At 70.7% G+C, this 13,455-nt stretch carries 12 protein-coding genes; 10 read left to right on the top strand and 2 right to left on the bottom strand.

The genetic code is table 11. The annotated features are described in order from the left end of the window. Positions 1-99 precede the first annotated feature (99 nt). Positions 100-528, top strand: coding sequence for a DUF4307 domain-containing protein (locus tag ACPL7H_RS16160; RefSeq protein ID WP_424797819.1), 429 nt, complete (start codon positions 100-102; stop codon positions 526-528). Positions 529-712: 184 nt separating this feature from the next. Next, on the top strand, positions 713-1,192 hold the full coding sequence (gene greA, locus ACPL7H_RS16155; protein WP_424788091.1) for a transcription elongation factor GreA: 480 nt from the start codon (positions 713-715) through the stop codon (positions 1,190-1,192). 86 nt (positions 1,193-1,278) lie between these two features. Here the strand turns inward: greA and ilvA are convergent, their stop codons facing one another. Together ilvA and ACPL7H_RS16145 are read right to left on the bottom strand one after the other, a co-directional pair. Then, positions 1,279-2,508, bottom strand: coding sequence for a threonine ammonia-lyase (gene ilvA, locus ACPL7H_RS16150; protein WP_424788090.1), 1,230 nt, complete (start codon positions 2,506-2,508; stop codon positions 1,279-1,281). Next, a complete protein-coding gene (locus ACPL7H_RS16145; protein WP_424797818.1) occupies positions 2,505-3,878 on the bottom strand; it encodes an AI-2E family transporter in 1,374 nt (457 codons plus the stop codon). Before ACPL7H_RS16145 ends, ilvA begins: the two co-directional genes overlap by 4 nt. Before the next feature lie 178 nt (positions 3,879-4,056). Here ACPL7H_RS16145 and msrA point away from each other — a divergent pair, with 178 nt between their 5' ends. The 8 genes from msrA to ACPL7H_RS16105 all read left to right on the top strand — a co-directional run bounded on the left by msrA (position 4,057) and on the right by ACPL7H_RS16105 (position 13,445). Further along, positions 4,057-4,734, top strand: a complete 678-nt coding sequence (gene msrA, locus ACPL7H_RS16140) for a peptide-methionine (S)-S-oxide reductase MsrA (protein WP_424797869.1) — start codon at positions 4,057-4,059, stop codon at positions 4,732-4,734. 30 nt (positions 4,735-4,764) lie between these two features. Beyond that, positions 4,765-5,193 (top strand): DoxX family membrane protein, encoded by a 429-nt coding sequence (locus tag ACPL7H_RS16135; RefSeq protein ID WP_424797817.1) that lies wholly within the window; start codon positions 4,765-4,767, stop codon positions 5,191-5,193. Positions 5,194-5,469: 276 nt separating this feature from the next. Continuing rightward, positions 5,470-6,684, top strand: coding sequence for a glycosyltransferase family protein (locus ACPL7H_RS16130; RefSeq protein WP_424797816.1), 1,215 nt, complete (start codon positions 5,470-5,472; stop codon positions 6,682-6,684). A 4-nt stretch (positions 6,685-6,688) separates the two neighbouring features. Next, positions 6,689-7,966 (top strand): glycosyltransferase family 4 protein, encoded by a 1,278-nt coding sequence (locus tag ACPL7H_RS16125; protein WP_424797815.1) that lies wholly within the window; start codon positions 6,689-6,691, stop codon positions 7,964-7,966. After that, a complete protein-coding gene (locus tag ACPL7H_RS16120) occupies positions 7,963-9,210 on the top strand; it encodes a glycosyltransferase family 4 protein (RefSeq protein WP_424797814.1) in 1,248 nt (415 codons plus the stop codon). The genes ACPL7H_RS16125 and ACPL7H_RS16120 overlap by 4 nt, the downstream gene beginning before the upstream one ends. Further along, positions 9,207-11,090: an ABC transporter ATP-binding protein gene (locus tag ACPL7H_RS16115; RefSeq protein WP_424797813.1), complete on the top strand. Its 1,884-nt coding sequence runs from the start codon at positions 9,207-9,209 to the stop codon at positions 11,088-11,090. The genes ACPL7H_RS16120 and ACPL7H_RS16115 overlap by 4 nt, the downstream gene beginning before the upstream one ends. Further along, a complete protein-coding gene (locus tag ACPL7H_RS16110; protein WP_424797812.1) occupies positions 11,080-12,342 on the top strand; it encodes a hypothetical protein in 1,263 nt (420 codons plus the stop codon). The genes ACPL7H_RS16115 and ACPL7H_RS16110 overlap by 11 nt, the downstream gene beginning before the upstream one ends. Then, positions 12,339-13,445 carry a phosphotransferase gene (locus ACPL7H_RS16105; protein ID WP_424797811.1) on the top strand — a complete coding sequence of 369 codons (1,107 nt, stop codon included), beginning with the start codon at positions 12,339-12,341 and terminating at the stop codon, positions 13,443-13,445. Before ACPL7H_RS16110 ends, ACPL7H_RS16105 begins: the two co-directional genes overlap by 4 nt. Positions 13,446-13,455 lie beyond the last annotated feature (10 nt).

The following is a 13,455-nucleotide window of genomic DNA, read 5'->3' as shown; positions in this document are numbered from 1 at the left end:
CGGACCAACCTCCTGGCTAGGTGTGGGGTGAGAGAAGTGCGAGACTGTCGCGCACAGGCATACCGGTCTGTGCTACCGACCAGTGTAAGGATGACAGCAGTGCAGGGTGCATCGGCGCCGCAGGCCCCGGCCGACCGCAGGCTGGCCGAACGGTACGGCCCGGTGCGCGATGCTCGGCGCGGCCGGCGGACCATGTGGATCCTAGCCGTGAGCGTCGCGGTGCTGGCGGGCGCTTTCGGCCTGTGGGTGGCCATCGACCGACTGGCCCCGTCGGTGAGCACCCAGGAGATCTCCTTCTTCGTGGCCCCCGACCAGGCCTCGGTAGAGGTGCTGTTCGAGATCACCATGCCCCCGGGTGAGCAGGCCGACTGCACGATCGAGGCCCTCGACGCCAACTTCGGCCAGGTCGGCCTGCTCGATACTCGCCTGGGCCCGTTCCAGGACCGGGTGAACCAGGTCAGGGTACCCGTGGCCACCAGCGCGGCCCCGGTAACCGGCATCGTGCGCTCATGTGAATTGGTGAATTGACCCCTCCGGCACCGTTGCTTCGCGAGAATTCGCGCAGATCTTGCTAGAATGGGGCACTTGCACCGCCCGGAGCGGACCGCATCGAGCCTCCGGGTGAGTCAGAACCTCATGGACGACCAGAGGTTCCCTGCGTTCAGCACCGGGCCCTATTTATTCATGCTCCATTTCATGCCGAGGAGGGAACGTGTCCGAAACCACGTGGCTCACACGGGACAGTTATGACCGGCTCAAGGCCGAGTACGACCACCTGGTGAGTAAGGGACGCGCCGAAATCGCCGACCGGATCGACGCCGCCCGCGATGAGGGTGACCTCAAGGAGAACGGCGGTTACCACGCTGCTCGGGAGGAGCAGGCCAAGCAGGAGGCGCGGATCCGCCAGTTGGAGGAGTTGCTGCGCAACGCCCACGTCGGGGAGACACCAGCTGACGACGGCGTGGTGGAACCGGGCATGGTGGTCACCGCCGACGTGGGTGGGGACGAGATGACGTTCCTGCTCGGTTCGCGCGAAGGTGCCGTCGACACCGACCTGGATGTCTACTCGGCGGGCTCACCGCTGGGCTCGGCGATCTCGGGCAAGCAGGTCGGTGACTCGGTGGAGTACCAGGCACCCAACGGAGCGACCATCGAGGTCAAGATCTCCGCCGCCAAGCCCTACAAGGGCTGACGACGACACCGTGCCCGCCGGCAGGTCACCGCACCTGCTCGGCGGGCACCCCAGTTCTCCGGGGTGGTCACCGCTGACCCGTCCGCTCACGCGGTGGGAGCCTCCATCGAACCCCACAGCACCCGGTAGTGGTCCTCTCCGGCCAGTGCCCGCAGGACTGAGTCGCAGTGCTCGGCACCGTTGGTCTCGCACTCGACCGCGATGTCCACCTCGTCGACGGCCAGGTCGGCCGCGGTGCGCACGTGCCCGACGTTGAGGACGTTGGCGTCCAGGTCGGCAAGGTGGGCCAGCAACCGGGCGAGGTTGCCGGGGGTGTCCTTCACCCGGACCTGTACCTGCAGGTACCGGCCGGCCGCCACCATGCCGTGTCGCAGCACCCGCATCAGCACCAGCGGGTCGATGTTGCCCCCGGACAGGATCGCCACCACCGGCCCGGCATAAGCCCCGGGACGGTGCATCAACGCGGCGATACCGGCGGCCCCGGAGGGCTCCACCACCAACTTGGCCCGTTCGGTCAGCATCAGCAGGGCCCGGGAGATCTCCTCCTCGGTCACGGTCTCCACCCGGGCCACCGATTCCTGCACGATCTCCAGGGGCACCTGCCCGGGAGTGGCCACCGCGATCCCATCAGCCATCGTGTGCATCGCCTCCAGCGGTATCGGGCTCCCGGCGCTCAACGACGCCGGGTAGGCAGCCGCGCCCTCCGCCTGCACACCGACCACCTCCACCGGCCGCCCCAGGACCGTGCGCAGTCCGGCGCCGACCCCGGCCAGCAGCCCCCCGCCCCCGGTGGGCACGAGCACGGTGGCCACCTCCGGCGTCTGCTCGGCGATTTCCAGGGCGATCGAGGCCTGTCCCGTGACGATGTCGGGATGGTCGAAGGGATGGACCACCACCTTCCCGGTGCGCTCGGCCTCCGCTCGTGCCTCGACGAGAGCCTCATCGACGCTGGAGCCGGCCCGGCGGATCTCGGCCCCGTACCCGGCGGTGGCCGCCACCTTGGGAAGTGCGGCGTCGACCGGCATGTACACGGTGGCCGAGATCCCCAGCATCCTCGCCGCCAGCGCCACGCCCTGGGCGTGGTTGCCGGCGGATGCGGCGATCACGCCGGCGGCCTTCTCCGCCGGGCTGAGCCGGGACATCCGCGTGTACGCACCACGGATCTTGAACGAACCACCGCGCTGCAGGTTCTCGCACTTCAGGTGCACCGGAACACCCGCCACCTGGCTCAACGCCCGCGAGTACTCCATCGGGGTGCGCTGGGCCACCCCCTCCAATTCCCGGGCGGCGGCCCGGATCGTCTCGAGCGTGATCAAGAAGTGCGGACCTTTCCTCGCTGCCGGAAATCACGCTGCATCTGCAGCGTGGCCCGCTCCAGGTCACGTTGGTCCTCCGCGGGCGCGTTGTCATGTCCGTGCAGGTACAGCATCACCGAATTGGTGGCCGCGATGATCGGCACGGCGAGCAGTGCTCCGATGATCCCGCCCAGGACGGTACCTGCGGTCACCGCGAGCAGCACCGCCACCGGGTGCAACTTCAAGGCGCGTCCCATCAGGAACGGCTGCAGCACGTTCCCTTCGATCTGTTGCACACCCAGCACGATCGCCAGCATGATCACCGAGGTCCAGAATCCGCCATCCACAAGCGCCACCAACACCGCGATCGCACCGGTCAACACGGCACCAACGATCGGGATGAACGAACCCAGGAACACCAGGACTCCGAGCGGCAGGGCCAGCGGCACCCCGAGAATCCAGGCCCCCACACCGATGCCGACACCGTCGATGAAGGCCACCAGGATCTGCATCCGGGAGTACTGTCCCAGGCTCAGCCAGCCCCGCAACGCCGCACCGTCGATCTGAGCGCGCCCCGCCTGCGGCAGGAGTCCCACCACCCAGGTCCAGATGGTGCGCCCATCCCGCAGGAAGAAGAACAGGCAGAACAGGGCGATCAGCATCCCAGCGAATATCTGGCCCACCGTGGTGGTCACGCTGATCGCTCCGGTCACGATCTCCTGGACATTATCCTGAACCTGCTCCAGCGCCTCATCGAGGTACTCCTCGAGTTGGTCCGGGCTGATGTTCAGTGGCCCCTCGCTGAGCCAGTCGACGAAGGCGTACAGCCCCTGGACCGCCTGGTCGGCCAGATCGGCGATACCGGAGCCGACCGCGCGCCCGGCCAGGGTGAGCAACGTGCCGACCGCACCGAAACTGACGAGCATGGTCAGCGCCACGGCCAGCGTCCGGGGCACCCCGCGCCCGCTCAGCCAGCGCACCACCGGCATCATCAACGCGGCCAGCAGCACCGCCACCAGCACCGGGATGACCACCAGGCTCAACTGCATCAGGGCCCACACCAGGGCCCCACCGACGATCGCGATGATGGCGAGGCGCCACGCCCAGGCCGCCGCACCGCGCACCGCGGGCGTCACATAAGCCGAAGCCGAGACCACCCGCGAGGATGCCTGCGCAGTCGCGGCATCCCCCAACCTCTGGGGCGTCCCCTCCGGCGCTGTGAGGTTCTCATCGGCCTCGGCCCGGGCCCTGGCTGAGATCTGCTCCGGCTCCGCTTCGGGATCCGACGCCGGATCGGCGGAGGCCGGGGATGCCGCTGACCGATCGTCATCGTCGCGACCCCCATCGGACGTGAAGCGGTCGATGAACCGCTTCCCAGCTCCTCGCGCCATCGCCTCTCCAGCCTCTCGTCTGTGGCTCAGCGTACGGCCCGCACACACTGAGCGCATGGCCCCGCATCGGGAACACTACGACCAATCCTGGTGTTGCGCAGATATACCCGCCGTGTTTCGGTGGTTCCGTCAGCGTGAGGAGTCGTACGTGATCTTTGGTAGCCGCCGGCCAACCCAGATGGTGACGCCCGAGCAGGCCCTGCCCGGGCGGACGGCGCCGGCCTACCCGGTCCCCACCAACCACGACGTGCTCGGCTCCCCGCTGATCGGACCCTGGCCGGAGGGTGCGCGCTCGGTGTACCTGGCGATGGGGTGCTTCTGGGGCGCCGAACGCATCTTCTGGCGCCTGCCCGGGGTGATCAGCACCGCAGCCGGTTACCAGGGCGGTTACACCCCCTACCCGACCTACGAGGAGGTGTGCACCGGCCTGACCGGCCACACCGAGGCCGTCCAGGTGGTCTACGACCCCGAACGGATCGGCCTGGAGGAGATCCTCAAAGCCTTCTGGGAGAACCACGACCCCACTCAGGGGCACCGTCAGGGCAATGACGTGGGCACCCAGTACCGCTCGGCGATCTACTGGACCGACGAGGCCGACGAGGCGCTGGTCCGCGCCTCCCGGGAGGCCTTCAACACCGTGGTGCGCGAGCACGGGCTCGGCGACATCACCACCGAGTTGCGTCCGGCCTCGCAGGCTGGGATGTTCTACTACGCCGAGGCCTTCCACCAGCAGTACCTGGAGAAGAACCCGGGCGGGTACTGCAACCACGGGCCCAACGGCATGAGTTGCCCGGTCGGTGTGCTGCGCCAGGACGAGGTGCCGGCCCAGCAACACGTGGCACCGCCCTCGGCCTGACCCTGCTCCCGCGACCAACAGGAGGATCACATGTCGAAGTCACGAGCGCTGACCACCTGGCCGCTACGGATCGCCACCGGTGCGTTCATCATCAACTCCGGTATGGAGAAATTGGGCGCCGACGCCGAGACCGCGGCGCAGACCCACGGCTTCGCGAGCGCCGCCTACCCGTTCCTGGCCGATGTGCCGGCGGAGGAGTTCAACAAGGCCCTGGCCATCGCCGAGACCGTGATCGGCGCCGCGCTGCTCATCCCGGGCGTACCGGCGCGCGTGGCCGGCACCGGGTTGACCGCGTTCGCGGCCGGCCTGGTGGGCCTGTACCTGCGCGCACCCGGTCTGCGCCAGGAGGGCAGCCTGCGCCCGACTCCGGACGGGATCGCCATCGCCAAGGACGCTTGGCTCCTGGGTGCCGGAGTGAGCCTCGTCGCATTCGACCGGTACCGGCGCAAGCACCGCTGACACTCCGCAGCGTGCTCCCAGCGTGGGCCACGCGGGCTCCCCGGGTGGGCTGAGCCCGAGCGCCGCGGTGCCCGCCGGCGGCGCCCCCCTCTGCCGCGGCGTCGTTCCGGCGGCGGACTCACTCTGCCCTCCCTCTGGCACCCCGATCGGGACGGGTATCGCCTCACGCGCCACTGCTCAGATGAGAGCCCTCTCATCGGCTGCTCATCTGGTTCTCCGAATCGCTGGCGAAGGTAGTGCCCATTCGCACTGACCGACCCACGATCGAAGGATCCGATGAACCTGTATCGCCGCCGGGGTGCGCGCGCCCTGCACTCACCCGCGACCGCCGGATCCGAGCGTCCCCGGATCGCCCTGTACTCACACGACGCACAGGGGTTGGGACACGTCCGGCGCAATCTGGCGATCGCCAGGGCCATGCACAGCCTGGATGCCGAGGTGCTGCTGCTCACCGGGGCACCTGAAGCCACCGGAAACCGGCACATCCCGGGAATCGACATCGTCTCGATGCCGGCGCTGGCCAAGTGCGAGGAGGGCCACTACCGGGCCCGCACCCTGGGCCTGGGTGTGGAGGACATGGTCCGGATCCGCTCCGAGGTGCTCCGCGCCGCCGTCTCCTCCTTCGCGCCCGACCTGCTGATCGTGGACAAGCACCCTCGCGGGTTCCACGGGGAGATGGAACGCGCCCTGATCGCCGCCCGGCGAGCCGGCACCAAGGTGGTGCTCGGCCTGCGCGACGTGCTGGATGAGCCGCGGGTGGCGCGCGACGAATGGCGCCGGGACCGTGCCAACACCGCCCTGCGCGCCTTCTACGACGAAGTGTGGCTGTACGGCGACCCACAGGTGTACGACGCCTCGGCCGACCTCGACCTGCCCATCCCGGTGCGGGCCACCGGCTACCTGGCTACCGGCCGGGTACCGAGCCCGGAGCGGGTACGCCGGCCCCGCTCGCTGGATCCGCGACCCTTCGTGCTCGGCGTCCTCGGAGGTGGCAGCGATGGTGGCCACCTGGCCCGCACCTTCGCCGAGGCCACCTACCCGAACGGGCACCAGGGTGTTCTCATCACCGGGCCGAACCTGCCCGACGCCGACCGTCGCGCCGTCCGCAAACTCGCTGCCGAACGCGATGACCTGGTGGTGCACACCTTCCGGGACGACCTGGAGCACTGGTACGGATCCGCGCGCGCGGTGGTGGCGATGAGCGGCTACAACACCGTGTGCGAGGTGCTCGCCGCCGGCAAATCGATGCTCGTCGTGCCCCGGGTACGCCCCCGGAAGGAGCAACTGGTGCGAGCCGAAGCGCTCTCCCAGCGCGGGGCCCTGGAGATGTGCCACCCCGACCGCTTGGACCCGGCCGTGCTGAACACCTGGTTCGACACCCTCAACGGTCCACCCGTCCCCGCCAACCCGATCGACCTCGGCGGTCTGGGCCGGATCCCCGGCCTGGCTGCCCGGCTCCTCGACCGCACGGAGGTGCCCCACAGTGCGTGACTCGATGACCCGACCCGGCGCGCCGGCCTCAAACGGAACCGACGCCGACGCCCGGTCCTGCGCCCCCGGGCCGCGGGTGGGGTATGTGCTGAAGATGTACCCCCGCTTCTCCGAGACGTTCATCGTCACCGAGATCCTGGCTCGCGAGGCCGCCGGGGCGGATCTGGAGATCTTCTCGCTGCGTGCACCGACCGACCAGCACTTCCATGGCGCGCTGTCCCGGGTACAGGCCCCGGTCCGCTACATCTCCCGGGTCCGCCGCGCCGAGGAGTTGTGGCAGCGGCTGCGCCGGGCCGATGAGGTGTTGGGCGGTCTGCCCCCCGAGACCACCGAACTCCTGCTGGGCGCCGAGGCCGAGGACGCCGCGCAGGCCCTGGACGTGGCGGTGCAGGCCCACCAGCGTGGTATCACCCACCTGCACGCCCACTTCGCCTCCGTTGCCACGACCGTGGCCCGCCTGGCCGCGCAGTTGGCCGGGATCACCTACTCCTTCACCGCCCACGCCAAGGACCTGTTCCACTCGGCCGTGGACAACGACGACGTGCGCGCGAAGGCCGCCGACGCCCACCACGTGGTGACGATCTCCAGGTACAACGTGGGCCATCTGCTCGGTCTCGGCGTTCCCGATGACCAGGTACACCTGGTCTACAACGGCCTGGACCTGCAGACCTTCCAAGAGGTACCTCGCCGGCGCAACGGCACCGGGACCATCCGGATCGTCGCCGTCGGACGTCTGATCGAGAAGAAGGGGTTCGAGGACCTCATCGACGCATGCCACCTGCTGCACGCGGCCGGCCGGCCGGTGCGATGCGACATCGTCGGCAGTGGTGAACGCGGCGCTGCCCTGGCCGAGCGGATTACCTCGCTGGGCCTGGACGGCGTGGTGAACCTGCGTGGCCCCCTGCCCCAGGAACAGGTCCGCCAGGTGGTCGCCGGTGGGGACGTGCTGGCCGCACCATGCGTGGTGGGCTCGGACGGCAACACCGACGGGCTGCCCACCGTGGTGCTGGAAGCGATGGCGCTGGGCACCCCATGCGTGACCACCGATGTCACCGGCCTGGTCGAGGTGATCGACCACGAACGCACCGGCCTGCTGGTGCCCCAGCGCGACCCGGCCGCGCTGGCCGGGGCGCTGGAGCGCCTGGGCACCGACACCGAGCTTGCCGACCGGGTGCGCGCGCAGGCCCGGACCTTGATCGAGACCACGTTCGATTCGCGCCGCCAGGCCCGGACGCTGGCCGGCCTGGCCCCCCGTCCCGCTCGCGTGGGGGTGGGAGCATGAGCACCCAGACGGAGTTGCTCGCCGAGTTGACCCGGCGGTGCGCGGGCCGGCGCGTCGCCTACGTGTGCGCCGACCCCGGGATCGGGGTGTTCGGCACCAAGGGCGCCTCCGTGCACGTCCAGGCCGTGGTGCGCACGCTGCGCCGCGCCGGGGCCCACGTGGAGGTCTTCGCCGCCAAGACCGGTGGCCCGGCCCCGGCGGACCTGGCCGACCTGCCCGTGCACCTGCTGCCCCTCGGCGCCGGCGGGCGCTCCGGCGCCGATCGCGAGCGCCGGCTGATCGAGGCCGACACCGCCACCGCCGCGGTGCTCGAGGGCGCCGGTGGGTTCGACGCCTACTACGAGCGGTACTCCCTGTTCTCCGCCGGGGGCGCCCGGTGGGCGCGTGCGGTCGGCATTCCCGTGATCGTGGAGGTCAACGCCCCGTTGATCGACGAGCACCACCAGCAGCGCGGCCTGGTGCACCGGGAGGCCGCCGAGCGGGCCCTCGCAGGCCTGATGGATGCCGCCGACCTGGCGGTGTGCGTCTCCGATCCGGTGCGCACCTGGGTGCGGGACCGCGCCCCGCACACCCACGCCGTCGTTGTGCCCAACGGCGCCGACATCCACCGGGTACGCCCCCGCGACACCGGGGACCGGGCGGTGCCTCCGGTACCCACCGTGGGATTCGTCGGCACCCTCAAACCCTGGCACGGGGTGGAGATGCTCCTGGACGCGGTCGCCCCGCTGCTGCGCCCCGGCCACCTGCCCGGCCTGCCGCGAGGCGCCCGGTTGCTGATCGTGGGGGATGGCCCACTGGCCGAGCGGATCGACACCCGCGTGGCCGGGCTGGGCATCGCCGGCCACGTCGAGCGCACCGGCTCGGTCGCTCCGGCCCGGGTACCGGAACTGCTGGCTCGGATGGACATCGGCACCGCGCCCTACCCCGCTGACGCCGGGGACTACTTCTCCCCGCTGAAGGTACTGGAGTACCTCGCCGCCGGTCTGCCGGTGGTCGCCAGTGATGTCGGCCAGCTGCCCACCATGGTCGACGCCGGCCGCACCGGACTCCTGGTCCCACCCTCGGATGTGCGAGCCCTTCGCACCGCCCTGGCCGGGTTGTTGGTGGACCCGGACCGGCGCCACCGACTGGGCCGCGCCGCGCGCGCCGAGGCCGAGAGGAAGCACAGTTGGGAGCACACCATGGTGCACACCCTGCGTGCCCTCCCGGCCGGGCTGGAGAACAGGAGTGTGCCGGCCGCATGAGTAGACCCGACCCCAGTAAGGCCAAGACCCCCGCCGCTCAGATGGGCGCGGCCCTACCAGGGCTGCGCCGCACCCTGAGGCACGTGGCCCCGCACGTGCGCCCGCACCGGCGTCTGGTGATCATCGGCATGATCGCCCTGTTCGCCGAGGTCGCCTTCCGGCTCGCCGAACCATGGCCGCTGAAGTTCGTCCTGGACGCCATCATCGCGACCGCCTCGCCGGAACTGGTCGCCGACGCTGCCGGTGAGGACAACCTGATGGCCCTGGTGATCGTGGCCGGGCTCGCGGTGGTGGCGGTCGCGGCCCTGCGAGCCGGTGCGGCATACCTGCGCACGGTGTGCTTCGCCCTGGCCGGGAACCGGGCGATGACCGGCGTGCGCGGGCACCTGTACGACCACCTGCAACGGCTGTCACTGACCTACCACCGTTCGAACCGGTCCGGTGACATGCTGAACCGGCTGATCTCCGACGTCGGTCGCGTCCGAGACGTGGCCGTCACCGCGGCCCTCCCACTCCTGGGCAACATCGTGACCCTGTTCGCGATGCTCGGGGTGATGCTGTGGATGGATTGGCAGTTGGCGCTGGTCTCCATCGGTGCGCTGATCGCGTTCTCGTTGGGCTCCTCCCAGCAGGGTCCCCGCATCACCGGCGCAGCCCGCAAACAGCGCAGCCGTGAAGGGGACCTGGCCGGGTCCGCCAACGAGACCCTCGGGGCGATGCAGGTGGTGCAGGCCTACGGCCTGGAGGACCTGCTGTCCAGACAGTTCGCCGCCTCGAACTCCCGCGCGATGAAGGACGGGGTCAAGGCCACCCGGATGTCGGCAGCGCTGGAGCGCGGCACCGATGTGCTGGTGGGTCTTGCCTCCGGGCTGGTGCTGTTCCTCGGTGCCCGCCAGGTACTGGCGGGGACGCTCACCCCCGGTGAACTGACCGTGTTCATCTCCTACCTCAAGGCCTCCTTCAAGCCGATGCGTGACCTGGCCAAGTACACCGGCCGGATCGCCAAGGCGGCTGCCTCGGGGGAGCGGATCTCCGACCTGCTCGATGAGGCCCCCGACATCACCGACTCCTCCTGGGCCCGGCCGCTGCACCGCCTGCGCGGCTACGTCAGCCTGCAGGGCGTGTCCACCAGTTACGGCGACGGCCGGCTGGCGCTGCGTGACGTGGACCTGACCGTCCAGGCCGGCCAACGTATCGGGGTGCTGGGTCCCTCCGGCGGCGGGAAGTCGACCCTGGTCTCACTGCTGCCCAGGTTGCAGGACCCGGTGGCCGGCGAGGTACGCCTGGACGGGCACGACATGCGTGACCTGACCCTGGAATCGGTTCGGGAGAACGTCGCGATCGTGCTGCAGGACAGCGTCCTGTTCGCCACCAGCGTGGCCGAGAACATCGGCTACGGACGCCCCGGCGCCGACAGTGAGGAGATCATCGCCGCCGCCACCGCGGCCGGCGCCCACGAGTTCATCACCGCCCTGCCGCAGGGGTACGAGACCGTGGTGGGCGAGCGGGGCGGCACTCTCTCCGGCGGCCAGCGGCAACGGATCGCGGTGGCCCGGGCGATGCTGCGCGACGCTCCGATCGTGGTACTGGACGAGGCCACCACCGGTCTTGACCCCAGGACTGCTGCCGGCGTGCGCGAGGCGTTGCGCCGACTCAGCCGCGATCGCACCACGTTCATCATCACCCACGATCCCGAGGACGTATCCGACTGCGACCTGGTGCTGTGGGTCAGCAACGGACGTATCACCGACCGGGGCAGCCCGGAGCAGATCCGGGCCCGCCACGGCCACCAGGTCTCGGACCAGCGCCCCGCAACCGGCCCATCGGGTGACCCCCGCGCGCTGGCCGGAGCAGGAAGGCAAGGGCAGGATGCCCACTGAAACCCTCGGTACCGACGACGCCCGCCTGCTGGACGCCGACCCGGATCTGCCGGGCCTGGCGGTGCTGCTGGACGATGCCGGGTTGGCCGAGTTCCTGCGCCGGCGCAACCCGGCGGTGCACAGTGCGCACACCCAGTACCTCAGGTACAAGCCCGGTACGGCGCTGGTGGCCGCGGTGCACCTACGCACCGACGACGGCGACCGGCTCGCCCTGGCCCATGCGGTGACCCGCGCGGGGCGTCCGAAACTGGACAAGCTCGCCCGCAGCGCGAAGGACCGGCGTATCTGGTGCCACCTGGACGACGACCACCTCTTGGCGGTCGCCGACGCCGGTGCCGACCGGCACCTGCCCGGACTGCACCGGGAACTGTCCCGTACCGGCACGCGCACCGTGCGGTACAAGCCGGCGAGGCGCTGGGTGGGCCGGCGCGACGGCTCGTCCGGCCCGGAACTGACCAAGGTGTTCGACGGCGACCAGGGCGCACGCGGAGCGGTCCTCGCACGTACGTTGGCCACACTTGGCATTCCCGGTCCGATCCTGCTCACCGAGCGACCACACCGGCGCACCCTCACGTTCGCCTGGAGCGAGGGCGTCACCCTCGACCGCCAGCGGGAGCCTGACATGACCGCGGTCGGGGCGCTACTGGCGCGGCTGCACCAGGTGGCCTGGCCCGACCCGGACCACCCGGGCCGGCGCTGGCGGAGCGATCTGGGGGTGGACAGCACCGGTCTGGACGACTTGGGGCGCGTCATACCCGAATTGCGCGAACCGGCAGGCCACGCTGCCCGGATCATCGCCCGGGCAGGTGAACTCGTCCACCGCGGGTCCACCGCTGAGGACACCTTGGTGACCAGCCACGGTGACTTCTCCGCCGACCAGATACTGGCCGAACCGGACGGCGCGCTTCGCCTCCTGGACCTGGACTCGGTGGTGCTGGCCCCGCGCGAATACGACCTGGGTGAGTTCCTCGGCGAGCACCTGGCCCGGACCTGCCGCGCCGACCCGGGCCCGGGCGGTCCCGAGGAGACGATCCGGGCCGGGCTGACCCAGCACGCGGCACTGGTGACCGGCTACGAGCGATCCAGCGGCACCACCCCAGATCCGGCGAGCGTGCTGGCGCTGGCGTCCGGTGCCGTGCTCAAGCGAGCCGCTGAGCCCTTCCGGTGGCGCAGTCCGGACTGGCTCCACGCGACCCGGGCGCGGGTGGAGCTGGCAGCGGTCCTGGCCGAGCGAGCCAGGAGTCTGCGATGAGCGCGCGGCCACCGGCTCTGGTCGGGGCCTGGCCGGTTCTGCGCGGCTGGCCACGCTCCCCCGGCCACGCCCTGCTGGAACTGGACACACCCGCCGGGCGGCGCGGCGCGGAGTGGTGGTCCGATGCCCGCCAGGCACATGAGGCGGCGGAGAAGATCCCCTCGGCCGAGGTGGTCGGCGGCGTCCTCGTGCACCCGCTCCACCGCGACGCGAAACTGCCCCGTTTCGCCGAGCGGCTGGCCGCCGGTGAGCGGGTCGTGGTGCACCGCCCGGGCCGGCGCGCAGTGCTGCGCGGAGCGGGGCCGCACGCACCTTTCACCAAGGTGACCCGCCGGCGTCGGGCCGTCGACGCCATCCAGCGGCACGTGTCCGTGGCCTCGGTGGTGGGCTCCTCCGTACGCACCGCGCCGTTGCTGGACCACGGCGAGGACTGGATGAGCCTGGGCCCGCTGACGGGCCGGAGCCTGCTGGAAATGGGTCGGGACGGTCAGGTCGGCGACCCCGAACTGGCCGGGGCCTGGCACATGCTCGGGCGAGCACTGCAACACCTGCACAGCGTGACGCCCGATCAGGCCCCGGAATTGCGTGCGCGCCACGACGCCGCCGAGGAGGTGGCCACCACCCACAAATGGCTGGACCCGGTGCTGGCCTGGGGCCTCCTGCCGACCACCGAGCGGGAGCGGATCGAGCAGTTGCTCGATCCCCTGGTTCACCAGGACGAAGGCGACCGCGGTGATCCGAGGCCCGTCGCACTGCTGCACCGGGACCTGCACGACCAGCAGGTGCTGATCGCGGAGGGTCAGGACCATCCCGCCTTGTTGGACCTGGACACCGCGGCGTGGGGCGAACCGGCCCTGGATGTCGCCAACGTCCTGGCGCACCTGGAACTACGGGTCCGTCAGGACCTGCTCACCGAGTGGCGCGCAGCCGCGGCCAGGGAGGCGTTCCTGGGCGCCCTGGCACCCGATGCCGCCACCCGCTCCCGGGTGGAGGCTTACCGAACGGCCGCCAGGCTGCGGCTCAGTGCCGTCTACGCGCTGCGCCCCCGGTGGCGCCCACTGGCGGTGGCGTTGTTCGAGGACGTGCTCACCGAGGGGCGCTGACCTCGCACGA

It is taken from the genome of Pseudactinotalea sp. Z1732 (assembly GCF_049724975.1).
Taxonomy (GTDB): Bacteria; Actinomycetota; Actinomycetes; order Actinomycetales; family Beutenbergiaceae; genus CALKWS01.
This window is presented reverse-complemented; position numbering and strand designations above follow the sequence as displayed.